Below are 24,505 nucleotides of genomic sequence, written 5' to 3'. Positions count from 1 at the left end.
GATAATCCTGGAAGAGGACGTAAAAAGACGAGTCTGATTGGAGTGACTACTGTGGAATTAAAAAGGATGGGTGTGGTTGGAGTTGGGCATCTAGGTCAACATCACGCTAGAATATATACCGAAATACTAGGTGCTCAGCTGGTTGGAGTGGTAGATGCCAACGGAGAACGGGCCTCTGCCATAGGACAACACTTGGGGGCTCCTTACTACGACGATATAGATAGTTTTCTGGACAGCGCGAGACCGGATGGTATAAGCATAGTTGTACCTACTACCGCTCATTTTGAAGTAGCAAAAAAAGCCTTATCCAGAGGTATCAATGTCCTTATAGAGAAACCTGTAACTACCACCGTTACCGAGGCTGAAGAGCTTTTATCCCTGGCGGCGAAAAAAGATCTCGTCCTACAGGTTGGGCATATAGAGAGGTTTAACAGCGCGATTCAGTATGTTTCCAAGATATCGAACACCCCTATGTTCTTACAGTCACGGCGTCTTGGTCCCTTCTCACCGAGGATAAGCGACGTTGGGGTAGTTATGGACCTGATGATTCACGACATAGACATAATACTATCCCTTGTGAAATCAAAAATCGTTAACATCTCCGCTACGGGTCAAAAAATACGCTCAAACCACGAGGATATAGCCTCCGCTCAGCTTTCGTTTGAAAATGGGGCGATGGCTCACATACTGGTTAGCAGGGTCTCGGAGAGAAGGTTAAGACAGATGGAGATAATGGAACCGGAGCGATATCTGTCCATAAATTATGAGACCCAGGATGTCTCTATCCACCGCTGTGTAAACCAAACAGGATCGGGCTTAGTCGAGATAATAGAGCACCCTATATTCCCTAAGAGTGAGCCCCTCAAACTGGAATTACAGCATTTTGTGGGATGTGTTAGGGAAGGAAAGCAGCCGTTAGTCGGGATATCCGACGGTAAAAGAGCGTTAGAGATAGCTGTTGAAATACTGAAGCAGATCCACGGTGATAGGCCTATGCAGGAAAAAAAGGTCATATAGGAGACAAGACCTGTGCGAACTCATAAAAAGTAGCGTAAAATAGCGGAAAGAGGATTTCCTCTTTCCGCTATTTTATAATATTTAATTAAGATAAATAGGAGGTATTATGAATTTGCTAAAAAACATACCTATAGTCAACCTTCAGGCGTTGCTGGGGTTAGGGTGCTTTGGTCTTTCTTTGTTCTTCGCCAGGGTAATAAGAAGGATTTCCGAGGGAGTGCTGCCTGGAGGGGATACAATGATTATGTACCTTAGAATTCTTATCGGTTTCCTTTTTGCCGCAGCTATAACCCTTGGGCTTGCTTCATTCGCAGGAAGAGAGATCCTCGGAGGAGGTTTCTGAGCTATGAGGTTTCTGGGAGTTCTGTTTTTTTGTGCTTCCCTGTTGATATCTAGACCTGCTTTTTCTCAAGAATTGGTTCAGCCTCCTCAAACCGATAGGCTTGGGTCTGAAAAGCTCTTTTTTGAAGCCTACAAAGCCCTGTTGGACAGGAGGTACTGGGACGCGGAGGAGTTAACCGATATGAGTCTGAGTGCAGATCCATACAACATCGATGGATATCTTCTCAGAGCCCTGATCCGTCAAAACAAGGGAGATCTCAACGGAAGTATGACCGACCTCCGATCCTATCTTGAGGTCAGGCCCAGAGACCACACGGCAAAAAAGATCCTATCAGCGATAGAGGAGGTTTATTCCAACGACAGCCGTTACAACCCAACGGATTACGCTGGATATAAACAGCCTCTTAAACTGTTTTTTGAGCTTTCTCCCAGAACCTCTGTCGGAACCATAGGATTAAGCGATGGAAGTAGCTTTGGATCTAAAGTAGGATTAGCCGATAGTTTGGCAGATCAGGTTCAAATACTGGAGCCTGGTAGAATGAGAAATATCGCCTTCAGCGGCCCCTCAGATCTCCTCTTTCTCAGTTACAGCCGATTTGTCGTCTTAGGTAAAGATGGAGCCCTTGTCGAATTTGAGGATCAAGGGGAGGAGTTTGTCACGATAAGGTCCGGGGATGTTCGATCTGGCTCTGACTCTGTCGCTTTTTTGTCCTCCTCTGTCCTGGCCGTATCATCCCCTCTTGGCAGAAAAATCGATTTTTATAGCTATCCCGATCTAAACTCACTGGGCAGTTGGAGTCCAGAGGAAGGTGACTTATTTGAGCCGAGAGGGATAGCCGCGAGAGGAGGGACTCTAGCTATTTCCGATAGACGAAACGACAGGGTTTACCTTTTATCCTGGGGAAAGGAAGTTCCCTATATATCCTTGGAAGTCTCTACTCCCCGCTCGGTAATATGGGGCCCTACTGGCGATCTTTTGGTCCTGTCGGACAACGGTTTTTTATCGGTTTTTTCCATGGACATGAGCAAAGAATGGCTTGAGGTGGATAGAATAGCGGTTCCTGAGGCTTTATGCCTTTTAAAGAGCCAAGACCGTATCTTCCTGATCTCCTCCGACGGAAGGGATATTACCGTGCTGGAGGCCGTCCCAGGGAAAAAAGAAGGTCTCATTCTGGCAACTGGCCTCTTTGGGCCTAAAACCGACACAATTAACGAGGATACCGGGCAGGTCGTCGAGGTATCGGTAAGCCTTTCATCTCCCTTTACCAGCTATATCCACTCCCAGAGGGGGGTGCTATCGTCGGTCTGGCAGGACACCATGAAAGGTGGGCGTATATTTGAGGCTAAAGGACGGGATTTAACCGCTGTGATAGTCGCACCGGAAAACAGGTATAAGTTTAACGGTGACCTTTGGGACTCGGTCTCTGAGATTGGAGAACTAGAAAGATCAGTCAGAAAAATCTGGGAACAAAACCCTGGATTCTCTCAAATCGTAGTAGATAGTGAGATTCAAGCCAATGAAGATGATTTTTTGTGGTTATTTAATTTTTGTAAAATTAACGGAGTGAGTCTGTCCGTATGGGGTACGAAAACCCCTTCAGATTTTCTCATTTCGGTGCTTGAAAACACAGGCGGAAACGTTTACTATTCTGAAAGTCTATCAGATGGTGATCTGAAAGGCTTAAAAACAAAAAGCTTTGTTTTCAATATATTTTATCCAGAGACTATATCTTCGTCTGGATATCCCAGCAAAAACATGTTATCAACCATCGCAGATTTTGGTATGATCTCTTATCGAGGTTGGTTGCCTATCTGGCCCGATATGCTAAGGTAATAACGTACACTAAGGGGGAAATACAGTGTTTGATAAGGCGATTCTGGAAGAGGTAAGAAAGTTGAAGGAAAGTTATGATGCTTCGGTGGAGAAATCTCTGCCTAAGCGTCCCGAACGGAGAGAGAACTTCACCACCGGTGGAGGGATCCCTCTGAAACGTCTCTATACGCCTACGGACATAGAGGGGGTTAACTACAACGAAGATCTAGGTGTCCCTGGATCTTTCCCCTACACCAGAGGCGTTCAGGAGACCCAGTACAGAGGTCGTTTTTGGACGATGCGTCAGTACGCCGGTTTTGCTACCGCTGAGGACTCCAACCGCCGATATCGTATGTTGCTCGATCAAGGAACGATGGGGCTTTCGGTGGCTTTCGATCTGCCTACCCAGATCGGTTACGACTCGGATCATCACATGGCGGCAGGAGAGGTGGGCAAGGTCGGTGTCGCCATAGACAGTATGGCGGACATGGAGATCCTTTTCGACGGTATTCCTCTCGATAAAGTATCCACCTCTATGACGATTAACGCACCCTCCTCCGTTTTGCTGGCTATGTATATCGGCGTAGCGGAGAAACAGGGCGTCGCTATGGACCAGCTTTCTGGAACCATACAGAACGATATCCTCAAAGAGTACATCGCTAGAGGAACCTACATATTTCCTCCTAAGCCATCGATGAGGCTTATAACCAATATCTTCGATTTTTGCAGCAAAAATGTGCCGAAATGGAATACTATTTCGATTTCCGGATACCATATCAGGGAAGCCGGTAGCACGGCTGTGCAGGAGGTAGCCTTCACCTTAGCCGACGGTATAGCCTATGTTGAGGCTGCTATCAAAGCTGGTCTTGATCCTAACGTCTTCGGTAAGAGGCTTTCCTTCTTCTTCAACGCCCACAACGATTTTATCGAGGAGATAGCTAAGTTCCGTGCGGCGAGGAGACTCTGGGCCAGAATCCTTAAAGAGCGCTTTGGTGTCACCGATCCTAAGGCACTTCCTCTCAGGTTCCACACCCAGACCGGAGGCTGTACCCTTACCGCTCAGCAACCGGAGAACAACATCGCCAGGGTGACGGTTCAGGCTCTTGCCGCTGTATTAGGAGGAACCCAATCGCTCCACACCAACAGTATGGACGAGGCCTTGGCCCTTCCTACCGAGAAGAGCGTAAGAATAGCTCTCAAGACCCAGCAGATAATTGCCCACGAGTCTGGGGTATGTAACACTATCGATCCTATGGCCGGATCCTACGCAATAGAGAGCCTCACCAACGAAATAGAGGCACAGGCTATGGACTACATCTCAAAGATCGACGAGATGGGTGGCATGATGACCGCGATAGAAAAGGGCTACGTCCAGAAGCAGATCCAGGATGCTGCTTACGATTATCAGCTGTCGATAGAGAATAACGACAGAGTCGTCGTAGGGGTCAACAAATTCACCGTGGAGGAGGAGGCTGGTTCTCTCCAGCTCCTTAAGGTCGACGAATCGGTGGGAACCAACCAGGCCAGAAAACTCAAGGAGCTCAGGGAGAAGAGGGACAATATCGCCGTCACCAACGCACTTAGCTCTATCAGAGAGGTCGCTAAGGATGAAACCGCTAACTTGATGCCCTCCATACTGGATGCGGTAAGGTGCTACACCACCGAGGGAGAGATTTGCGGGGTTCTCAGGGAAGAGTTCGGCGAGTACAAGGAAAACATCGTCCTTTAGGACGCTATTCAGTTGGGGGGAGACTGTTACATGAGCGATCGTAAAATAAGGGTTGTAGTGGCAAAACCAGGTCTTGACGGGCACGATAGAGGGGCTAAGGTCATAGCCAGAGCTCTCAGAGACGCAGGTATGGAAGTAATCTATACCGGTCTCAGGCAGACGGTGGATCAGATAGTGGACACCGCAATACAGGAGGATGTGGACGCAATAGGGATTAGCATCCTTTCCGGTGCTCACCACCATTACTTTAAGGCTATAATAGACGGGCTTGCCTCAAGGGATGCGGGAGATATCATCGTCTTTGGCGGAGGGGTTATCCCAGAGTCAGAGATACCCGGGCTGGTCGAAATGGGAGCAGGGGCGATCTTTGGTCCAGGTACTCCTACTAGCACCTGCGTCAGCTGGCTGGAGAACGCCGTAGCAGAGAAGAGAAAAGCAGAGTAACTCCGTTATGATAGACAAAGCCCTGTCCGGTGATGTCAGAGCCATAGCCAGGCTCATATCGGAGGTAGAGAACGAGACATCTCGATCCGAAGAGATAATGAGATCTATATACCCTCATACAGGCAAAGCTCATATTATAGGGGTAACAGGAAGTCCAGGATCGGGAAAGAGCTCCTTGGTTAACAAGATGATCGGGACCCTCCGCCGACAGGGCAAGACCGTCGGGGTTATAGCTGTAGACCCATCCAGTCCTTTCAGTGGAGGAGCGATCCTTGCGGATAGAATCAGAATGCAGGAACATAGCGGTGATCCCGGTGTCTACATAAGGAGCATGGGCAGCAGAGGCTCTCTAGGTGGTCTTAGCAAGACCACCTACGAGGGAGCCCTAGTCTTAGACGCCTGCGGTAAAGATGTGGTTATTATAGAGACCGTAGGGGTAGGACAGTCGGAGATAGATATAGTCAGGATAGCCGATACTGTGTGTCTGGTTCTCGTCCCAGGGATGGGCGACGATATGCAGATAATGAAGGCTGGTATAATGGAGATCGCTGACCTTTTTGTCATCAACAAGGCGGATCGAGAGGGAGCCGACAAGGTTGCCGCAGAGGTTCGCCTTATGATAAAGATGTTCCATACCGGAGAAGGCTGGACTCAGCCTGTTCATATGACTTCCGCAGCCACCGGTAGTGGGCTTGATGAGCTTCAGTCTATTATAGAGGATCATCTAAAACACATGAGAAGCTCTGAGGAGGGGGCTGATCGACTCAGAAAGAGGCTTCAGTGGGAGGTGGAGGAGATTGTTCGTCGCCGTATCGCGAAGATCACCGAGTCCGCGTGGGAAGAGCGACGGGAGGGACGAATCATAGAGGAGCTGTATAACAGGGAGACCGATCCTTACAGCGTAGCGCAGGATGTTTTGAACGGTGCTTTAACCAAAATTCGGTCCGGTCAATTAGTTTAGGAGGGAAAGGGAATGGCAATCAAGTCAATCGACGAGCTGTGTAACGGGCTCCTGGAAAAGAGAAAACAGGTAAGTCTGGGCGGCGGAGAGAAGGCTATCGCCAAGCAGAAAGAAAAGGGCAAACTCACCGCCAGGGAGAGAATAGACCTGCTTCTCGACAAGGGATCTTTTGTCGAAATAGACGAATACGTAGAGCATCGTTGCCACAACTTCGGGATGGAAAAATCGGTTTTCCCCGGAGACGGTGTGGTTACTGGATGGGGTACCGTCGAGGGACGTAAAGTCTACGTTTTCAGCCAGGACTTCACCGTACTCGGAGGCTCTCTCGGGGAGATGCACGCCAAAAAAATCTGTAAGGTCATGGATCTAGCCCTTCAGAATGGGGCCCCTGTGGTCGGTATAAACGATAGCGGTGGCGCCAGAATTCAGGAGGCCGTCGACTCCCTTAACGGGTACGGCGAGATTTTTTATAAAAACACCCAGGCCAGCGGTGTTGTCCCTCAGATCTCGGTTATCGTAGGACCCACCGCCGGTGGAGCTGTGTATAGCCCTGCTCTTACGGACTACATCTTTATGGTGAACAAGACCGGAATTATGCATATAACCGGACCTGCGGTCATAAAGGCCGTAACCGGGGAAGAGGTCACCAGTGAGGAGCTCGGTGGGGCTATGACCCACAACAGCCGCTCCGGAAACGCCCACTTCTTCGCCGACGACGAGACCCAGTGCTTCAACCAGATCAGGGAGGTTCTCGGCTTTCTTCCCAGCAATAACATGTGTGACGCTCCTTTAAAAAAGACCTCCGACAGCCCCAACAGGGCGGAGCTGGATCTGAGAAATATCGTCCCCACAAACCCCAACAAGGCTTACGACGTCAGGGACGTTATCTCCAAAATAGTCGACGACGGCAAGTTCGTAGAGGTTCAGCCTATGTGGGCTAGAAACGTAGTGATAGGCTACGCATCTTTCGGTGGTCAGTCCGTCGGTATCGTGGCCAACCAGGCCAACAACATGGCTGGTTGTCTTGACATAGACAACTCAGACAAGGCCAGCAGGTTTATACGGCACTGCGACGCTTTCAACATCCCTATAGTTACGTTGATCGACGTTCCCGGCTACCTGCCTGGAAAGAGTCAGGAATGGGGCGGAATCATTCGCCACGGAGCGAAGCTCCTGTACGCCTACAGTGAGGCTACCGTTCCCCTTATCTCCGTCGTGCTTCGCAAGGCCTACGGAGGAGCATACCTGGGTATGTGTGCTAAATCCTTAGGTGCAGACACCGTCTTGGCGTGGCCTCAGGCCCAGATAGCCGTTATGGGTGCAGAGGGTGCAGCCAACATCATCTTCCGCAAAGAGATCGCCGCTGCGGAGGATCAGCAGGCTATGAGGCAGAAGAAAATCGACGAGTACGAGGTGGCCTTCGCCAACCCCTACCAGGCCGCCAGCAGAGGATTGGTCGATAAAGTAATCCTCCCGGAGGAAACTCGACAGGAGATTATCTTAGCCCTTCAGTCCAACAGGACAAAGCGTAAATCGCCTCCTCGGAAAAAACACGGCGTAATGCCTCACTAGGAAACGAGGCCTTGATATGAACGGTGTTTTTGAGGGAGCAGGGGGAGCGATTTCCCTATCTTTTATCGCTTTCAGCATAGTCTTTATGGTCCTTCTGGGGTTAACCGCCATAATATACGGGATCAGGTTTGTCGTCGAGGCTAAATTAGGGTCTTCCGCCCCTAAGCCCTCGACGGCGGTGACTAAAAAAAATCCGGCTACCCCGGCGACTCAGCCTATATCGTCCAGCTCAGGAGTTTCAGACGAGATAGTTGCGGCTATAACAGGGGCTCTTGTCGCTAAAATTGGCGGAGGTTTCAGGATTTTAAGCGTAAAGCCTCAGACAGAGGGAAGCTTGGACAGCTGGACCAGCTGGGGGCGCTTTGAGGGATTAGAGGGTCTGGACCGCTCACCGTGGAATATCGGTGGGCGTAGCTAATATACAGGAGGATGGATTTTATCATGTCGGATAAATACAGAGTAACGGTAAACGGAACCGCCTATGATGTTGAGGTTGAGAGTCTTGGAGCAGGGGAGCAGGTTGCCGCTCCTGTAGCGGCAGCGCCTTCCGCTCCTGCTTCCGCCCCTGCACCGAAGCCTGCTGCCCCCGCCCCTAAGGCCGCTCCTGCTCCTGCCCCTGCCCCCGCCGCTGGTGGTGGTGGTGGTGAATCGGTGACCGCTCCTATGCCTGGAAAGGTTCTCAGGGTGATCGCCTCTCAGGGTACGTCCGTATCCGCTGGTGACGTCATAATGATCCTTGAGGCCATGAAAATGGAGAACGAGATCGTAGCCCCCTGCGGTGGGACCATAACCCAGATGGCAGCGAAAGAGGGCGCGACGGTAAACAGCGGCGACGTCCTTGCCGTGATCGGCTAACGGAGAGGCGAGGGCCATGGAGCTGTATCTTCAGTCGCTGGCGAAGGTCTTTGGCGAGTCCGGATTCGCTGCGTTGACCTGGGGCAATGTCGTCATGCTCCTGGTGGCCTTTACCTTCCTGTATCTGGCCATCGTAAAAAACTTCGAACCCCTACTGCTGGTGCCGATAGCCTTTGGTTGTGTATTGGTCAACCTCCCTCTTTCGGGGATTATGGATCAGGGTGGATTTTTAAGGTACGTTTTTTTCGGCACCGAACACGAGATATACCCGGTAATAATCTTCATGGGCATCGGTGCTCTCACCGACTTCGCCCCTCTTATGGCTAACCCCATCACATTTCTCCTCGGTGCCGCCGCACAGTTTGGGGTTTTTATAGCTCTTTTCGGGGCTATGATGATGGGTTTCTCGGTCAAAGAGGCGGCGTCTATCGCCATTATCGGTGGTGCTGACGGTCCTACCAGCATCTACTTGACCATGAAGATGGCACCTCAGATACTGGGAGCTGTGGCTGTGGCGGCCTACAGCTATATGTCGCTGGTTCCCCTTATCCAGCCACCTATAATAAAGATGTTCACCACTAAAGCGGATAGAGCCATCAGAATGGACGGTCTCAGACCTGTAAGCAAGACGGAGAAGATCCTGTTCCCCATAGTTTGCACAGTTGCAGCGGGACTGCTTCTTCCTATGTCCGTTCCTCTTATAGGTATCCTTATGTTCGGAAACCTTATCAGGGAGTGTGGTGTCACCGAAAGGCTGAGCCAGGCGGCGCAGAACGAGATCCTGAACATTACTACGGTCTTCCTAGGTCTTTCCGTCGGAGCTACTATGAACGCCGGGGATTTTCTGACCCCAGCCACCATAAAGATCATAGGCTTAGGTCTTGTCGCCTTCGTAGCCAGCACCGTAGGAGGAGTTCTCTTCGGACAGCTTATGAAGACCATGAGTGGCGGGAAGATCAACCCTATGATCGGTGCTGCCGGTGTCTCCGCTGTTCCTATGGCCGCAAGAGTCGTTCAGAGCGTCTCTCAGAAGGAAAATCCAGGGAACTTCCTCCTCATGCACGCTATGGGACCGAACGTCGCAGGGGTTATCGGTACCGCTGTGGCCGCTTCTGTGATGTTGACCCTTTTGAGTTAACCATGTCTAGAGAGGTGATATGGCTTTGAGATTAGCTATAGGTTCAGATCACGCCGGTTTCGCTCTGAAGGAAAAAATTGTGGCCTTTTTAAGGGCCGATTCGATAGATGTGGTTGACTTTGGGACCGATACATCCGAGGTATCCTGTGATTACCCTGACGTCGCTCTACAGGTAGCTAAAACCGTCGCATCGGGAGAGGCGGATCGTGGAATATTGGTATGTGGCAGCGGTATCGGTATGTCTATCGCAGCCAACAAAGTCCCCGGTGCCTATTGTGCCCTCTGTAGATCGGTCTCCGATGGCGAGATGAGCAGAAAACACAATAACTCTAACCTTCTGGCTCTCGGCGAGAGATCCGGTGATCCTGATCTGGCTCTTGAGATAGTCAGGGTCTGGATGTCAACGGAGTTTGAAGGAGATCGCCATCTCAAGAGGACCCAGAAAATAAGGGCTTACGAGCACGGTCTGTCCCAGCACTTCGGTCAAAAGCGAGGCGAGGTGGTCATATTCGACCACCCTCTGGTTCAGCACAAAGTAAGCATGATAAGGGACGCAAAAACCTCAGTAAAGGAATTCAGAGAGCTTGTCCAGGAGATCTCAAGCCTCATGGTTTACGAGATAACCAGAGATCTTCCTCTGGAGATGATCGACATAGAGACTCCTGTAGCAAAGACCAAATCCTACGCTCTTGCCGGTAAAAAGCTGGCTATAGTGCCTATACTTAGAGCAGGTATAGGGATGGTGGATGGGATAATAAACCTCATTCCAAACGCCAAGGTGGGCTTTGTAGGTCTTTACAGGGATCCTGAAACCCTTGAGCCGGTGGAGTATTACTGTAAGCTACCTGGAGACATAGAGGATAGGGAGATATTCGTCCTTGATCCTATGCTGGCCACCGGTGGATCCGCCTCTGCTGCTATAGATATGGTTAAGAAAAGAGGGGCTGTCAGAATCTCCTTGGTTTGTCTGGTCGCTGCCCCTGAAGGGGTTGAAAAGATCCACCGAGACCATCCAGATGTCAATATATACTGCGCTGCTCTTGACAGCCATCTTAACGATCATGGCTATATAGTCCCTGGTCTAGGAGACGCCGGAGATCGGCTTTTCGGGACAAAGTAAGGACGGAAATAGGTGTTAGAGCTAAAGTCACTTTTAATGGCGTCTTTCCTCCTTATGTGGGGATATTTCTTGACGCCTATATCGATCAAGCTTTCGGGGCGATTTGGCATTTTAGATCAGCCATCGCCCCGAAAGGGTCACAGCCAGCCAGTTCCTAGGGGAGCTGGCTTGGTTGTATGGATGGGATATCTTCTTTGGTCCCTGTTGTTTGTGCCTGATGGCCGGGAATTTGCGTTCCTAGCCACAGGAGCCTCAATGGTGTTTTTTGTAGGATATCTTGACGACATGTCCCCTCTGAAACCTAAAATAAGGTTATTCGTTCACCTTCTGGCAGCCAGTCTTGTCGTGATTCCCCTCCATTTATCTCCTCTGTTGTCTTTGGTCTACCTGTTATGGATAGCTGGATGTACCAATGCCTATAACCTTATAGATGGGATGAACGGGCTTTCCCTTTCTATGGCTATGCTAGCCCTTTTTGCCGTAGGTTGTGCTGACGGTAGTCTAAATCTTATACTTCCCCTTATCGCCTTATGTCTAGGGATACTGCCCTGGAATTTTCCGAAGGCCCATACCTTTTTAGGAGATGGAGGGGTTTATCTGCTGGGTTTTGTCGTCTCCACTATGATGATGTGGTCTGTTGAGCCCAGTATGTCTCCTAACGTCGTTAAAATCGCTGTAACATTGATCTTGCTGGGAGGTGTTCCTGTAGCGGACACCCTAACGACCATTGTTAGGCGTCTCATAGCCGGTAAATCCCCATTTTCCCCTGATAGGGGACATGTCCACCACAGGCTACTGGACAGAGGGTTTTCCGAGGGGAAAGTTCTTGTCATCCTTATATTTGCTCAAGGATTCCTTTTATGGTGTGGCTTTTCCATCTCCCTTTCTACCTGAAGCTGATATAATCCTCTGGAAGGCTTGTCTAGCCCTCTACCTATATAAACAATTTATCTAGGAGTGGTACCATGGATGAAATGCTAAAAGTAGTCGGAGGAAAGCCCCTCAGGGGAGAGATAAAAGCTCAAGGTTCTAAAAACGCTGCTCTTCCAGTTATGGCCGCATCTTTGCTGTTGAGAGACGCCACCCTTGAGTTGGATAACGTTCCGAATCTCAAAGATATATCTACGATGTCCGATTTGCTTAGAGTCTTAGGAGCTACAGTGAATTTCCAGGGAAACAGGATTTCCATAAAGATCGGAGATCAACTTTCTTCCGAAACTCCCGGAGCTTTAGTACAGAAGATGAGGGCCTCTTCTTTGGTTTTAGGTCCTCTTCTCGCCAGGCAGGGAAGGGCGGTTTTACCGTTGCCCGGTGGTTGTTCTATCGGCAGTAGACCTATAGATCTCCACCTAAAGGGTCTAGTTAAAATGGGCGCTACTATAGACTTGGTTCACGGGGCGGTTCACGCTACTACCAAAGGCCTCTCTGGATGTAGGATATACCTGGATTTCCCCTCGGTAGGAGCGACGGAAAACCTCCTTATGGCGGCGGTTTTGGCTAAAGGGGAGACGGTGCTTGAAAACGCGGCAAGAGAGCCGGAGATCGTGAACTTAGTCGATTGTCTCAGATCTATGGGAGCGGAGATCGACGGAGAAGGTACGGGGGTCCTCAGGATAAAGGGACGTTCCGAGTTAAACGACGCTTCGGTGAGAATAATTCCAGATAGGATTGCCGCCTGTACGTATCTTCTGGCCGGTGTTATTACCGACGGCAACGTCACCGTCAACGACGTAATTCCTCAACACTTTGACTCTCTGTTGGCAAAACTAGAGGAAGCCTCGGTGGATATCGAGTCGAAAGATGGAAAGGTTACGGTCTTCCCTTCCAGGGATAAACTTAAGGCGATATCCATGAAAACCCTTCCATATCCTGGATTCCCTACCGATGTCCAGCCACAGTTGATGTCCGTCCTCTGTCTAGCTGAGGGTACTAGCGTCATAAAGGAAAGCATATTTGAATCTCGTTTCCTTCATGCTAGCGAACTGAAGAAGATGGGAGCTAACATAGAGCTTCAGGGCAACACAGCCATAATCAGCGGGGCGTCAAAGCTCAACTGTGCCGACGTAGTTGCCACCGATCTGAGGGCTGGAGCAGCCCTGGTTCTAGCTGGGCTTGCTACGGAAGGGGAGACGGTCGTTCATTCGATGAGTCACGTGGATAGAGGATACGAGTGCATAGAGGGAGTTCTTTCCTCCCTAGGAGCACAGGTCAAGAGGTTTGAAGGGGAAGATTAAGTTTAATATCTGGAGGTCGCTATGTCTGTCTTACTTGACGGTATAAGGGTTATCGCCTTCGTCGGGCCTGCTGGTACCGGCAAGAGTCTTCGTGCTCAGTTTGTGGCAAGACAGAGAGATATAGACTACATCATCGATGACGGTCTGGTTATCGCAAGGGGAAGAATCGTAGCGGGGAAAAGCGCTAAAACCGAAAAAAATATGGTTAGGGCAATACGAAGAGCCATGTTTTTGTTCCCTGACCATAGGGCAGAGGTGGTGGATTTTTTAAAAAACCATTCTCCTTGCTCTCTAATGGTAATAGCGACCTCCATCGGCATGGCGGAGAAAATTTGTCGTGCCCTTGGCTTATCTGAACCAGAATCTTTTGTCAATATATCCGAGGTAGCTTCTCCTGAGGAAATAGCTAAAGCTCAATACGAAAGAAAACATAAAAAACAGCACGTAATACCGGTATCTCAAGCCCAAATAAGAAAAAACTATACCGGCAAGCTAGTTGGTCGCCTTCGTAACCTATTGCGTCTAAAGGATAATTACGAAAAAACCATAGTAAGGCCCCCATTTAGCTTCTTTGGTGATATAAAAATAGAGGCAGAAGCGGTAATTGAGATAAGTCGTCACGCCATCACCAACCACCGTCAGGTTAGCTCTCTTTCCGATCTACAGGTCAAAGATATGGGCAGTACGGTCGAGGTTTCAATGACATTGGTCCTCTATCTAGGACCGGCGTCTTTGCTTGTCGCAGCTAAAGAGATATCTAAAAGGGTCAAATTAACGGTGGAGTTTTTGTGTGGCCTAGACGTCAGTAAGGTAGACGTCTCGATTGAAAAGGTGATAAAACTTGAATCTAGCGGATAAAAAAGAGAACCTCAGATCTTTTTTAGTTTCTAAGATAAACGAGGAGGTCGCAAAATGCGAAAGATGCGCCCTTCACGTCGATAGAGCCAATTCAGTACTAGGAGAGGGGCCGTTAGATGCGGCCCTTATGTTCGTTGGTGAAGGTCCAGGAGCAGAAGAAGATGCCCAGGGCAAACCTTTTGTAGGTAAAGCAGGACAACTTTTGGATAAAATCATGAAGGCTGCGGGGATATCTAGAGAGGAAGTTTATATCTCTAACATCGTAAAGTGCCGTCCTCCTGGCAACAGAGCTCCCAGCATAGAGGAAATTGTACTTTGCCAAAAATTTCTGGAAGCCCAGATTGCTGTGATAAATCCTGAAATTATCGTTTGCCTTGGTAACACCCCGTCAAAATGGATCTTAGGTTCAACTGAGGGGATAACTAAGCTTAGAGGACGATGGTTTGTGTGGCGAGGTATAGATGTGATGCCTATGTTTCATCCTAGCTATCTCCTTAGAAACGAATCCCGTCAAAAGGACGGTCCTAAGGCACTTACCTGGCTGGATATTCAGGAGGTCAAGAGACGTTTAGATATAGCGAAGGCAAGGGGTCTGAGATGAATAGGGAAAAACAAGTCATAGGTCATATCGCTATTATCATGGATGGCAACGGCCGCTGGGCGAAAAAGAGGGGCCTTCCAAGGCTTTTAGGCCATAGGGCAGGGGTTAAAACCCTGGAAAACTTGGTCTATGCAGCTAAGGATAGAGGAATAAGACATCTATCGGTGTACGCATTTTCAAGCGAAAACTGGACTAGGCCGTCTATGGAGGTAACCGGATTGATGAAGCTCTTCGGTTACTACGCTAGGAAAAAGCTGAAAGATCTAATGCGAGAGGATATCCGGGTACGTTTTGCCGGGAGAAGGGAGGGCCTTCCGGATTTTGTCGTCCAAGCGATGGATAATGCGGAGGCTAAGACCAGAAACTGTTCATCCCTTGATCTTATCGCTTGCTTTAACTACGGAGGGCGTCAGGAGATACTGGATTCGGTTAACGACTTTATACGGGAAAATCCCGGAAAACCAGTAGACGAAGTTTCCCTTCGGGGCAAGATGTATTTACCTGATCTCCCCGATCCTGATTTGATAATCAGGACCAGTGGAGAGCTTCGCTTAAGTAATTTCTGGTTGTGGCAGAGCAGCTACAGCGAGTTTTACTTTACCGATACCTTGTGGCCCGATTTTAGTCCAGTAATGCTCGATAGGGCGATTGAAAGCTTTGAGACGAGGGATAGACGATATGGCAGTCTCCGATAAGAAGGGAAGAGAGCTATTAAAGAGATCGGTTTCAGGCATTATACTGGTATCAATTATAGTTATGGCGGTGGACTATGGAGGCCTCGTATGGTCCGTATTGGCCACAATCTTTGGAATGGTATCGCTGCTGGAGTTTTACAGGATATCCAGTAAAAGGCTAAAGCTCTCCAAAGGGATAGGGCTCCTGGCGGGGATGTTTTTCATGTCCTTTGTGGGATTCCTTGGGGCTCAGGAGAAAAACATTCTCGCAGGTCTTGCCCTTGTTTTTTTTGTGACACTTTTCGTCGAGTTGATAAGAAGGCAGTCCGTGGGATTTAGCACAGCCATCGAAAACGGTGCTGGGGTGGTCGCAGGGTTGGTATACATTATTTTACCTTGGTGTTTTTCTATATACCTCAGAAACAGTCCGATAGGGAAGATAGTCCTTCTTTCGGTGTTCTTCTGTACTTGGAGTTGCGATGTATTCGCTTACCTGGTCGGAAGTCGCTGGGGTAAACATCGTCTTTGTGATCAAGTTAGCCCCAAAAAAACCTGGGAAGGCTTTTACAGTGGGGTAGCTGGCAGTTTCTTAGCCGCCGCTGTTGTCGCCTATGTAAGGGAATTTCCCCCTTTTCCCATTCTGGTTATAGGGTTAGTTTGTGGCGTCGCTGGGCAGCTTGGCGATTTAGCTGAATCCATCTTTAAGAGAGAAGTTGGGGTAAAGGATAGCGGAAATATCCTGCCCGGCCATGGTGGTATGCTTGATCGCTTTGACAGCGTCCTAGTTAGCCTCACAATAATTTACTTTATATTTGAGGTGCTTTGGAGATGACCTCGCCTATAAGGGTAGCGGTTGTAGGATGTACAGGGAGTGTCGGTCGTTCGGTTGTAGACGTTTGCCGTATCTATCGAGATCGTTTTGCTTTGACCGGGATGGCGGCCAGAGATAACGCCGAGGGATTGGAGAGACTGGCTAACGAATTTTTGCCCTCTATAGTTGTTTTGCGAGATCGCTCTAAACTCAGATCCATCAGTCTCCCTTTGGGAACCGTAGGGCTTCACGGGGACGAGGGATTAATAGACATGGTATGTTCCGAGGAGGTGGACCACGTTGCCTTCGTATCCTCGGGCACCGAGGCTATTCCCGCTCTACTTGCAGCACTGAAAGCGGGCAAAACGGTCTCCCTAGCCAATAAAGAGAGCATAGTGGTCTCAGGAAGCTGGGTGTTGCCCTACAGTAAACCTGGACAGATACGTCCCCTGGACAGCGAGCATAACGCTGTATGGCAATGTCTGATTGGGGAAAACGTAGACTATATAGACCACATCGCTCTAACCGCCTCAGGAGGCCCCTTTAGGCTAACGGCTCTGGATCGACTTCCCTCTGTAACCCCTGAGATGGCCGTAAGTCATCCCGTGTGGAGCATGGGACAGAAAATAAGCGTTGATAGTGCGACGATGATAAACAAAGGAATAGAGATAATTGAGGCGATGAGATTATTCTCCCTTCCCCACCAAAAGGTATCCGCCTATATCCATCCAGGATCCTCCGCCCATGGCTTTGTCCGTTTTATAGACGGCAATATAAAGATGCTTATAGCTCCACCGGATATGAGGATGTCCGCTATGACCGCTTTATCCTATCCCGATAGGCTGCCCTTGGCTTCTCTGTCTTTGGATAATATAGACATGAACGGTGCGGTCTTCTCATTTGATGTGCCGGAAAAAGACCGTTATCCTGGATATTACACCGCCCTGGAGGTAGCTAAAGAGGGAGGGAGCTATCCTACCGTGCTTGTCGGAGCCGATGAAATCGCAGTAAGCGCTTTCTTGAAGGGAAGGATCGGCTTTATGGATATCCCTAGGATAATTTCAGAGGTAATCGACTCTTTTAGCGGAAATTCCGCCCATAGTCTCGAGGAAGAACTGGATATCCTACAGTGGTCAAGGGATATCGCCGATTCCTTATGTTCTAATAGGGGGTAGATTATGGTATCGATATTATCGTTTGTGCTCATAATTGCCGTATGTGTGGTCATCCATGAATACGGCCACTACCGTACCGCGATAGCTATGGGAATACAGGTTCATGAATTTGCCTTCGGTATGGGGCCTGTGATTTTCAGTAAAAAGGGCAAAAGAAATATCTGGTCTGTGAGGCTCTTTCCTATCGGGGGATTTGTCAGGCTAGCGGGCATGGAGGAAGAGGAATCTCAGGAAGTCTCCTGTCCAGGAATGGGATTTAACGAAAAATCACCTTGGGCCAGGCTTTCGGTCCTTATCGCAGGGCCAGCTTCAAACGTCTTTTTAGCGTTTCTGCTGACCGCCTTACTACTTGGGGGACAGGGAGTTTTAAACATGGAGACCCCTACGGTAGGATCGATAATGGCGGGATATCCCTCCGATTTAGCTGGAATTCGGCCGGGAGATGTAATTATCTCCGTTAACGGGGAGTCGGTCTCCGACTGGTCCTCTATGGCTCAGGCCATAAGGAATAGCCCTCTAGACGATCCTCTTGCCTTGATTATCCTGAGAGAAGGTCGGGAAATCAATATGAACGTTGAGATCACCGATGATCCTGTAACAGGATTTCCCCTTTTAGGCATCCAGCCTGGCAGGATAAGATACTCACCTCTAAAAGCCATAAACCAATCTATGAGTTATACGTTTCACATGTCTACTGCTATGATAAAAGGAATAGGTGAATGGATTTTTGGGAAAACCGAGGTTGACGTCTCTGGCCCGATCGGGATAGCCTCCATGGCAGGGGATGCCGCTAAACAAGGTCTCTGGCCCTTTATATCCTTTCTCGCTATAATAAGTCTTAATCTGGGAATTATAAACTTATTCCCCTTCCCTGCTCTCGACGGAGGTAGAATTATCTTTATCCTGGGAGAGATAGTTACAGGTAAAAGATTGTCGCAGGCCATAGAGGGGTATATCCATTTCGCTGGATTTGTCCTTTTGATAGGGTTAATCCTTTTCATAACCTGGCAAGACGTTATGAAGTTGCTGTGATTTTTAGACAGGGGGGTGTAGCGTGAGAAATAGATCTTTATTGGTAGGCTCTGTTTCCATAGGAGGAAACTCTCCTGTTCGGGTCGAAAGCATGCTCAAGGTACCTCTTTGCAGACTGGAGGAGGGTATGAAGCAACTTGACGATCTTGCGAGATCGGGCTGTGAGTTAGTTCGAGTTGCTTTCCCCTCCGCTTCGGACCAGGAAAACTTTAGCAGGTTAGTTAAAGATAGCCCTGTTTCCGTAATGGCGGATATCCACTTCGACCCATCCCTTGCTGAAGCAGCTATTGCCGCCGGATGTCGAGCTATAAGGATCAATCCCGGTAACATGGGATCGCCTGAAAAACTAGATCGATTGATAGCTATGTCCAAAGACGAGGGGGTCGTCATAAGGATAGGCGCTAACAGCGGTTCTGTAAGTCCACGGCAACTCAAGGAGGCTGGTGGAGACCGTCCAGCTGCGTTGGCACTAGCTGTAGAAGAACAGCTGAGGGCCCTTGAGGACAGAGGCTTCCAGGATATTCTTTTATCCGCAAAGTCCACCGACGTAAGGGAGACCGTCGCTGCGAATAAAATTTTATTCGATAAATACGGAAAAATCTATCCCTTTCATATTGGAATCACCGAATCTGGATCTGGCATCGCAGGTGTATCAAAAAGCTCCGTAGGCTTGGGGATACTTCTCTCCATGGGGATAGGGGACACCATAAGGGTGAGCCTCAGCGATAACCCGGAAATCGAGGTAGCCGCTGGTTTCGAGATACTAAAATCCCTGGGGCTGCGTCAAAGAGGGGCAGAGATAATATCCTGTCCTACCTGCGGTAGAAAAAAGCTCGACGTAGTGGCGGTTCTACCTGAAATAAGGCCCCTTCTTGAGGGACTTCCCGATGGATTCAAGGTGGCCATAATGGGGTGCGAGGTCAACGGACCTCAGGAGGCCCGTCACGCTGATGTAGGTGTGGCAGGCTCCTACTCGGAGGCAATCTTCTTTAAAAAGGGCGAGGTTGTCGATAGGCGACCTTTATCTGAACTTGTAAAAGGAATGAGTTTACTTCTTGAGCCATATCGTCTAAAATCATAGGAGGATAAAGGGCTGTGTTTAGGCTTTCCTATGTTTGCACCGTTTTTATCCAGCGATCAGACACAAAAATATCGAAGGGAGTGTTCTTGTAATGGCAATCAACCTTAGAGGACGTAGTTTTCTGACACTGAAGGACTTCACCAGCAGAGAAATAGCTTATCTTCTCGATCTTTCCATGGATCTTAAGAGGAAAAAAAGGGCTGGAGTAAAGGGAGACCTTCTTGAAGGTAAAAACGTCGCCCTCATCTTTGAAAAAGCCTCCACCAGGACCAGATGTGCGTTTACAGTCGCCTGCATCGACGAGGGAGCTCACCCGGAGTTCCTCGGTAAAAACGATATCCACCTGGGTAAAAAGGAGGACGTACAGGACACTGCCAGGGTTTTAGGTAGAATGTTTGACGGAATCCAGTTTAGGGGATTTAGCCAGAAGTTAGTCGAAGATCTGGCTAAACACAGCGGTGTCCCGGTGTGGAATGGACTGACCGACGACTATCATCCAACCCAGATACTCGCCGACTTCCTTACTATCCAGGAGGCTTTTGGCAAGCTTAGAGGGCTCAAATTGGTCTACATCGGCGACGGCAGAAACAACATGGCGAATTCCTTGATGATCGGCTCTGCCAAGATGGGGATGCACTGCACCATATGTGCTCCTGAGAACCTCTTCCCCGAAGAATCTCTTATGGATGAGGTCAGGGCTATCGCTTCAGAGACCGGTTCCCAGATAGTCCTTGAGAGCGATCCAAAGAAAGCAGTGAAAGACGCCGACGCTATCTACACCGACGTGTGGGTCTCTATGGGCGAAGAGGATAAAGTGGAGGAGAGAAAGAACCTCCTTATGCCCTATCAGGTCAATCAAGATCTGATGAACGCTACCGGCAATCCCGAGACCATCTTCCTCCACTGTCTTCCTGCAAACAAAGGACAGGAGGTTACGGAGGACGTCTTTGAATCCTCACGTTCCCTTGTCTTCGACGAGGCGGAAAACAGGCTTCACACCATAAAGGCAGTTATGGTAGCTACTTTAGGGAAATAGTCAAAATAAAAAAATAAAAAAATTATCCCCTATGGGAGAGAGGCTAGCCTCTCTCCCATAGCTCGTTGATAGACTCGAGCTTGTGGTACAATAGCCTCGCCTTTAGGGTAAGGAGGGAGCGCAATGATTAAATCTCGCAAGTCACCAGAGGAAATAGTGTTTCTCATAGAGAATTGGATCAGACAAAAGACACTGGAGTCTTCCTCCTGCGGTGGTGTGGTCGGCTTAAGCGGTGGAATCGATTCGGCCGTTGTGGCTGTTCTCCTTCGCAGGGTTTTCGGTGAGAATATGCTGGCTATAAAGATGCCCTGCCACAGCATAGAGGAGGATAACCTCCACGCCGATCTGCTAATAGAAAAATTTGATCTTCCCTGGGCCCTAGTCGACCTGTCGGAGACCTACGATTCTCTGGTCAAGGCGGTAAAACTAAGGACTGATAGCTTAGCGGTAGCCAACATAAAACCTCGGCTCAGGATGACTACCCTTTACGCCTTTGCTCAGAGCCACGGTTATCTGGTCTGTGGTACAGGCAATAAGGCGGAGCTTACGGTAGGTTATTTCACCAAACACGGAGACTCCGGGGTTGACTTGCTTCCTCTAGGCGACCTCACTAAATCGGAGGTCCGAGATGTAGCAGAATATCTCGACATACCTTCGGTGATCGTAGAAAAAGCTCCTTCCGCTGGTCTCTGGGAGGGCCAGACCGATGAGATCGAAATGGGATTGTCTTACGATCAAATAGATAACTTCATAATAGGGCAAACCGATGGGGATAAAACGAACGAAATACAGACAAGGTTCAATTCAACTAAGCATAAAAGGGAGATACCTCCTATTTGTGAACTTTTTTAATCTTTATATGAGGTGATTTTTATGTCTGGACATTCAAAATGGGCTAATATCAAACATCGAAAAGCTGCTCAAGATGCGAAAAGGGGAAATCTTTTTCAGAAGCTAGTTAAAGCTATTATCATCGCAGCAAAGGAGGGAGGCGGAGACCCTTCCACTAACGTGAGATTAAAAGCCGCGTTAGATAGAGCTAAGGCCGCCAGTGTTCCCGCCAACAACATAGATAGGGCGATAAAAAGAGGCACCGGTGAGATTGAGGGCGCCGTCTATGAGGAGCTGGTCTACGAGGGATACGGTCCTGACGGTGTGGCTGTTATAATAGAGTGTCTGACGGACAACAAAAATAGAACCACCCCCGAGATAAGGGTGCTCCTCGATCGTAGTGGCGGTTCGTTAGGCGCAACCGGCAGCGTTAGTTGGATGTTCGAGCGTAGAGGGGTTATCAACCTATCGGGAGATAATCTCGATGAAGAGGAACTTATGGAGGCTGCCCTCGAGTGCGGTGCGGAAGACGTTGAAAGAGACGATGGATTTGTGGTCTATACAAACCCGTCCGACCTTAACGATGTAAAAGAGGCTCTAGAGGCGAGAGGTTACGGTATAGAGAACGCAGAAAGTCAGATGGTCCCTAAAACCACCGTCGTAGTGTCAAATCCCGACAAGGCGAAGAAAATCCTTAAGTTGATGGATATGATCGAAAGTCACGATGATGTCCAGAGCGTAGCCTCTAACTTTGATATCTCTCAGGAGATAATGGACGAAATTGACTGATCCTATACGATGCCTTGGCATCGACCCAGGCATAGGAAGGATGGGGTATGGCGTTATCGAAAAGTCGAGAAGCCGTTACATATCCGTCTCTTACGGATGTATAGAAACTCCGCCTAATATGGCTGTTCCTAAAAGACTAGAATTACTTTATAACGGACTGAGGGAGCAGATTGAAAGCTGCTCCCCTGCTTTTATGTCCGTTGAAAAACTCTTTTTCGGAAAAAACACCACTACGGCGGAAAACGTCTGGCAAGCCAGAGGGGTAGTTCTACTGATAGCCGCTCAAAATAATCTCCCTGTTGTAGAGCCCAAACCCTCAGAGGCTAAGATGACGGTTTGTGGAAACGGCAGGGCTGAAAAAAGTCAGGTCCAGAGAATGATACAGCTTCTGCTTGGGTTGAAGGAGATTCCTCGTCCCGATGACGCCGCTGACGCCTTAGCTATCGCTATGGCAGGCTTGGCGATATCCAAGGGCCCTGGGACTATCTAACAAAATGGAACCTCTAAAAACGCTCACCCTCGGAGAGATCGCTCCGACGAAGCCCCTTTGAGCCGTCGTATAGTGCGAATGGGGCGACAGGACGTCGTCTAAATTAGGGATGCCCAAAAGGAGGTAACGCTCTTATGCTGGCGAAAATAAGAGGAGTAGTGGCAGATATCGATAATTTTAAAGCCATTATAGATGTCTGGGGACTTGGTTTTGAGATCCAACTTACCCGTAAGGCCTCAGCGAATTGTTCAATCGGCAAAGAGCTGGGGCTTTTCTCCCATCTTCAGTTTTCCGAGGCGGGAGCTAGTCTTTTTGGCTTCGCTGATGATCTTGAGAAAGCGGTGTTTTTGAGATTGACATCCGTCAAGGGAATCGGCGGTAAGATGGCTCTCCAAATTCTTCAGGGAATCTCGGCGGAAGAGGTAGTCCAGGCCATATCTTTAGGCGACTATGGGTCTTTAACTAAAGCTCCGGGGATAGGTAAAAAAACAGCAGAGAGAATTTGTTTTGAGCTTCAGGAGAAGATGTCCCTAAATCTTCCTCGTCCTGTTGAGCTTCCTACGTCAAGCTCGATTCCCAATTCTTCGACCGTTATAGATGCCCTGGAATCTCTGGGGTTCAGTAGACAGGAAGGGTCTGAGGTTCTTTCCTCTTTGTCCAGAGAGAGAGGATCTATAGAGGGCCTGGGGGTTGAAGACCTTATTATGTTGGCCCTTAAAAGGCTCAACCGTAAGGTTTAAAGGAGGGATATTTAGTGGAAGAGTTAGATAGACTTGTGGATACATCGAATAGAGATGACGATCTATCACTCAGGCCCGCTACCCTTGAAGACTTTACAGGGCAGACTCCTATAAAAAACAAACTTAAAATTTACATACAAGCAGCTAAGAACAGGACAGAGCCTCTTGATCATTGTCTTTTTTACGGTCCTCCTGGCCTGGGCAAAACCACTTTAGCGGGGATAATCGCCAGGGAGATGGGGGGAGATTTAAGAATAACCACCGGCCCAGCTTTGGAGAAGACCGGAGATCTTGCGGCGTTGCTGTCTAATCTACAGGACAATGACGTCCTTTTTATAGACGAGATCCATAGGCTTAACAGCAGCATCGAAGAGGTTCTGTACTCCGCTATGGAGGACTTTGTGCTCCATATAATGGTCGGCAAAGGCCCTTTGGCCAGGAATATCTGTCTACCTCTGCCTAGGTTTACCCTTGTAGGAGCGACTACCAGACTAGGTCTTCTTACCTCTCCTTTGAGAGACCGTTTTGGCATAGTAGAACAACTTGCCCTTTACGGCAGAGAGGACCTGTCCTCCATCGTGATCAGAGGTTGTTCGGTGTTAAAGGTGGAGATAGACCTGGAGGCTTCCTTTAGAATTGCCGATCGTTCCAGAGGCACTCCTAGAATAGCCTTGAGAATACTCCGCAGGGTCAGAGACGTTGCGGAGGTATCTGGCAACGGAAGGATAACCGAGAAACTGGCTCAAGAAGCTATGGATATGCTGGGACTGGATGAGATGGGACTCGACGATGGGGATCGTAAAATTCTGGAGGGAATAGTTGACCTTTTTGACGGTGGCCCAGTTGGACTGTCCACTATCGCTGCCGCTTTAAACGAAGAGCCACAGACTGTGGAGGACATATACGAGCCCTATCTTCTTCAGCTTGGACTGCTGGAGAGGACTCCTAGAGGCAGAAAGGCGACGTCTCGAACCTACTCTTATCTAGGACGAAAATGCGACAACCATGGCGAACAGATATCGATCCCTATAGATAAAGGGACGTGCGGACAATAATCTAAAGAATAAGTCGGAGCGACCAGCTCAGTTTCGACAAAACGATTACGGACGGGAGGAAGGCTGTCTTCTACCTTGACCTATAGTTACAGGTAATCGATGGCCAT

The 24,505-nt window shown here is 49.0% G+C and carries 26 protein-coding genes; all 26 read left to right on the top strand.

Annotated elements, in window-relative coordinates; all coding sequences use genetic code 11:
* The first annotated feature begins 51 nt into the window (after positions 1-51).
* The 26 genes from B9Y55_RS00465 to ruvB all read left to right on the top strand — a co-directional run bounded on the left by B9Y55_RS00465 (position 52) and on the right by ruvB (position 24,398).
* Complete coding sequence (locus tag B9Y55_RS00465) at positions 52-1,017, top strand: Gfo/Idh/MocA family oxidoreductase (protein WP_234986060.1); 966 nt, start codon at positions 52-54, stop codon at positions 1,015-1,017.
* A gap of 106 nt (positions 1,018-1,123) precedes the next feature.
* Complete coding sequence (locus B9Y55_RS00460; protein WP_085543392.1) at positions 1,124-1,360, top strand: flagellar biosynthesis protein FliR; 237 nt, start codon at positions 1,124-1,126, stop codon at positions 1,358-1,360.
* Positions 1,361-1,540: 180 nt separating this feature from the next.
* On the top strand, positions 1,541-3,193 hold the full coding sequence (locus B9Y55_RS00455; RefSeq protein ID WP_143340754.1) for a hypothetical protein: 1,653 nt from the start codon (positions 1,541-1,543) through the stop codon (positions 3,191-3,193).
* Positions 3,194-3,218: 25 nt separating this feature from the next.
* Positions 3,219-4,901, top strand: a complete 1,683-nt coding sequence (locus B9Y55_RS00450; protein WP_085543390.1) for an acyl-CoA mutase large subunit family protein — start codon at positions 3,219-3,221, stop codon at positions 4,899-4,901.
* A 30-nt stretch (positions 4,902-4,931) separates the two neighbouring features.
* Positions 4,932-5,345 (top strand): cobalamin B12-binding domain-containing protein, encoded by a 414-nt coding sequence (locus tag B9Y55_RS00445; protein ID WP_085543389.1) that lies wholly within the window; start codon positions 4,932-4,934, stop codon positions 5,343-5,345.
* A 7-nt stretch (positions 5,346-5,352) separates the two neighbouring features.
* On the top strand, positions 5,353-6,306 hold the full coding sequence (gene meaB, locus B9Y55_RS00440; protein WP_085543388.1) for a methylmalonyl Co-A mutase-associated GTPase MeaB: 954 nt from the start codon (positions 5,353-5,355) through the stop codon (positions 6,304-6,306).
* Positions 6,307-6,318: 12 nt separating this feature from the next.
* Positions 6,319-7,878 (top strand): acyl-CoA carboxylase subunit beta, encoded by a 1,560-nt coding sequence (locus B9Y55_RS00435; protein ID WP_085543387.1) that lies wholly within the window; start codon positions 6,319-6,321, stop codon positions 7,876-7,878.
* Between the two features lie 16 nt (positions 7,879-7,894).
* Positions 7,895-8,296, top strand: coding sequence for an OadG family protein (locus B9Y55_RS00430; protein WP_085543386.1), 402 nt, complete (start codon positions 7,895-7,897; stop codon positions 8,294-8,296).
* Between the two features lie 23 nt (positions 8,297-8,319).
* The gene (locus tag B9Y55_RS00425; RefSeq protein WP_085543385.1) at positions 8,320-8,733 is read left to right on the top strand and encodes a biotin/lipoyl-containing protein; all 414 of its coding nucleotides are present in this window, start codon (positions 8,320-8,322) and stop codon (positions 8,731-8,733) included.
* Positions 8,734-8,749: 16 nt separating this feature from the next.
* Complete coding sequence (locus B9Y55_RS00420; RefSeq protein WP_085543384.1) at positions 8,750-9,871, top strand: sodium ion-translocating decarboxylase subunit beta; 1,122 nt, start codon at positions 8,750-8,752, stop codon at positions 9,869-9,871.
* A gap of 25 nt (positions 9,872-9,896) precedes the next feature.
* Positions 9,897-10,991, top strand: a complete 1,095-nt coding sequence (gene upp, locus B9Y55_RS00415; RefSeq protein WP_085543383.1) for a uracil phosphoribosyltransferase — start codon at positions 9,897-9,899, stop codon at positions 10,989-10,991.
* Positions 10,992-11,003: 12 nt separating this feature from the next.
* Positions 11,004-11,885, top strand: a complete 882-nt coding sequence (locus B9Y55_RS00410; protein WP_085543382.1) for a glycosyltransferase family 4 protein — start codon at positions 11,004-11,006, stop codon at positions 11,883-11,885.
* A 71-nt stretch (positions 11,886-11,956) separates the two neighbouring features.
* Positions 11,957-13,225, top strand: a complete 1,269-nt coding sequence (gene murA / locus B9Y55_RS00405; protein WP_085543381.1) for a UDP-N-acetylglucosamine 1-carboxyvinyltransferase — start codon at positions 11,957-11,959, stop codon at positions 13,223-13,225.
* A 21-nt stretch (positions 13,226-13,246) separates the two neighbouring features.
* Complete coding sequence (locus tag B9Y55_RS00400; protein WP_085543380.1) at positions 13,247-14,083, top strand: hypothetical protein; 837 nt, start codon at positions 13,247-13,249, stop codon at positions 14,081-14,083.
* Positions 14,067-14,684: a uracil-DNA glycosylase gene (locus B9Y55_RS00395; RefSeq protein WP_085543379.1), complete on the top strand. Its 618-nt coding sequence runs from the start codon at positions 14,067-14,069 to the stop codon at positions 14,682-14,684. Before B9Y55_RS00400 ends, B9Y55_RS00395 begins: the two co-directional genes overlap by 17 nt.
* Positions 14,681-15,379, top strand: coding sequence for a polyprenyl diphosphate synthase (gene uppS / locus B9Y55_RS00390; protein ID WP_085543378.1), 699 nt, complete (start codon positions 14,681-14,683; stop codon positions 15,377-15,379). Before B9Y55_RS00395 ends, uppS begins: the two co-directional genes overlap by 4 nt.
* A complete protein-coding gene (locus tag B9Y55_RS00385) occupies positions 15,363-16,190 on the top strand; it encodes a phosphatidate cytidylyltransferase (protein WP_085543377.1) in 828 nt (275 codons plus the stop codon). Before uppS ends, B9Y55_RS00385 begins: the two co-directional genes overlap by 17 nt.
* Complete coding sequence (locus B9Y55_RS00380) at positions 16,187-17,344, top strand: 1-deoxy-D-xylulose-5-phosphate reductoisomerase (protein WP_085543376.1); 1,158 nt, start codon at positions 16,187-16,189, stop codon at positions 17,342-17,344. Before B9Y55_RS00385 ends, B9Y55_RS00380 begins: the two co-directional genes overlap by 4 nt.
* Before the next feature lie 3 nt (positions 17,345-17,347).
* Positions 17,348-18,376, top strand: a complete 1,029-nt coding sequence (rseP, locus tag B9Y55_RS00375) for an RIP metalloprotease RseP (protein WP_234986058.1) — start codon at positions 17,348-17,350, stop codon at positions 18,374-18,376.
* Between the two features lie 22 nt (positions 18,377-18,398).
* Positions 18,399-19,457, top strand: a complete 1,059-nt coding sequence (gene ispG / locus B9Y55_RS00370) for a flavodoxin-dependent (E)-4-hydroxy-3-methylbut-2-enyl-diphosphate synthase (protein WP_085543374.1) — start codon at positions 18,399-18,401, stop codon at positions 19,455-19,457.
* Between the two features lie 91 nt (positions 19,458-19,548).
* On the top strand, positions 19,549-20,493 hold the full coding sequence (gene argF, locus B9Y55_RS00365) for an ornithine carbamoyltransferase (RefSeq protein WP_085543373.1): 945 nt from the start codon (positions 19,549-19,551) through the stop codon (positions 20,491-20,493).
* A gap of 123 nt (positions 20,494-20,616) precedes the next feature.
* Complete coding sequence (gene nadE, locus B9Y55_RS00360; RefSeq protein WP_085543372.1) at positions 20,617-21,345, top strand: NAD(+) synthase; 729 nt, start codon at positions 20,617-20,619, stop codon at positions 21,343-21,345.
* A gap of 21 nt (positions 21,346-21,366) precedes the next feature.
* Positions 21,367-22,113 carry a YebC/PmpR family DNA-binding transcriptional regulator gene (locus B9Y55_RS00355; protein WP_085543371.1) on the top strand — a complete coding sequence of 249 codons (747 nt, stop codon included), beginning with the start codon at positions 21,367-21,369 and terminating at the stop codon, positions 22,111-22,113.
* A complete protein-coding gene (gene ruvC / locus B9Y55_RS00350) occupies positions 22,106-22,603 on the top strand; it encodes a crossover junction endodeoxyribonuclease RuvC (protein WP_327078423.1) in 498 nt (165 codons plus the stop codon). The genes B9Y55_RS00355 and ruvC overlap by 8 nt, the downstream gene beginning before the upstream one ends.
* Positions 22,604-22,737: 134 nt before the next feature.
* Entirely contained in the window at positions 22,738-23,343 is a 606-nt protein-coding gene (ruvA, locus tag B9Y55_RS00345) for a Holliday junction branch migration protein RuvA (RefSeq protein WP_085543370.1), read from the top strand.
* Positions 23,344-23,357: 14 nt separating this feature from the next.
* Complete coding sequence (gene ruvB, locus B9Y55_RS00340; protein ID WP_085543369.1) at positions 23,358-24,398, top strand: Holliday junction branch migration DNA helicase RuvB; 1,041 nt, start codon at positions 23,358-23,360, stop codon at positions 24,396-24,398.
* Positions 24,399-24,505: the final 107 nt, after the last annotated feature.

Source organism: Dethiosulfovibrio salsuginis (assembly GCF_900177735.1).
GTDB lineage: Bacteria > Synergistota > Synergistia > Synergistales > Dethiosulfovibrionaceae > Dethiosulfovibrio > Dethiosulfovibrio salsuginis.
This window is presented reverse-complemented; position numbering and strand designations above follow the sequence as displayed.

Coding starts and splice junctions, on each gene's coding strand:
- nadE (WP_085543372.1), top strand. CDS start 20,617: ATGATTAAATCTCGCAAGTCACCAGAGGAAATAGTGTTTCTCATAGAG.
- B9Y55_RS00385 (WP_085543377.1), top strand. CDS start 15,363: ATGGCAGTCTCCGATAAGAAGGGAAGAGAGCTATTAAAGAGATCGGTT.
- murA (WP_085543381.1), top strand. CDS start 11,957: ATGGATGAAATGCTAAAAGTAGTCGGAGGAAAGCCCCTCAGGGGAGAG.
- B9Y55_RS00445 (WP_085543389.1), top strand. CDS start 4,932: ATGAGCGATCGTAAAATAAGGGTTGTAGTGGCAAAACCAGGTCTTGAC.
- B9Y55_RS00460 (WP_085543392.1), top strand. CDS start 1,124: ATGAATTTGCTAAAAAACATACCTATAGTCAACCTTCAGGCGTTGCTG.
- ruvA (WP_085543370.1), top strand. CDS start 22,738: ATGCTGGCGAAAATAAGAGGAGTAGTGGCAGATATCGATAATTTTAAA.
- B9Y55_RS00380 (WP_085543376.1), top strand. CDS start 16,187: ATGACCTCGCCTATAAGGGTAGCGGTTGTAGGATGTACAGGGAGTGTC.
- B9Y55_RS00430 (WP_085543386.1), top strand. CDS start 7,895: ATGAACGGTGTTTTTGAGGGAGCAGGGGGAGCGATTTCCCTATCTTTT.
- B9Y55_RS00435 (WP_085543387.1), top strand. CDS start 6,319: ATGGCAATCAAGTCAATCGACGAGCTGTGTAACGGGCTCCTGGAAAAG.
- B9Y55_RS00425 (WP_085543385.1), top strand. CDS start 8,320: ATGTCGGATAAATACAGAGTAACGGTAAACGGAACCGCCTATGATGTT.
- meaB (WP_085543388.1), top strand. CDS start 5,353: ATGATAGACAAAGCCCTGTCCGGTGATGTCAGAGCCATAGCCAGGCTC.
- B9Y55_RS00420 (WP_085543384.1), top strand. CDS start 8,750: ATGGAGCTGTATCTTCAGTCGCTGGCGAAGGTCTTTGGCGAGTCCGGA.
- B9Y55_RS00455 (WP_143340754.1), top strand. CDS start 1,541: ATGAGTCTGAGTGCAGATCCATACAACATCGATGGATATCTTCTCAGA.
- B9Y55_RS00355 (WP_085543371.1), top strand. CDS start 21,367: ATGTCTGGACATTCAAAATGGGCTAATATCAAACATCGAAAAGCTGCT.
- uppS (WP_085543378.1), top strand. CDS start 14,681: ATGAATAGGGAAAAACAAGTCATAGGTCATATCGCTATTATCATGGAT.
- B9Y55_RS00400 (WP_085543380.1), top strand. CDS start 13,247: ATGTCTGTCTTACTTGACGGTATAAGGGTTATCGCCTTCGTCGGGCCT.
- argF (WP_085543373.1), top strand. CDS start 19,549: ATGGCAATCAACCTTAGAGGACGTAGTTTTCTGACACTGAAGGACTTC.
- rseP (WP_234986058.1), top strand. CDS start 17,348: ATGGTATCGATATTATCGTTTGTGCTCATAATTGCCGTATGTGTGGTC.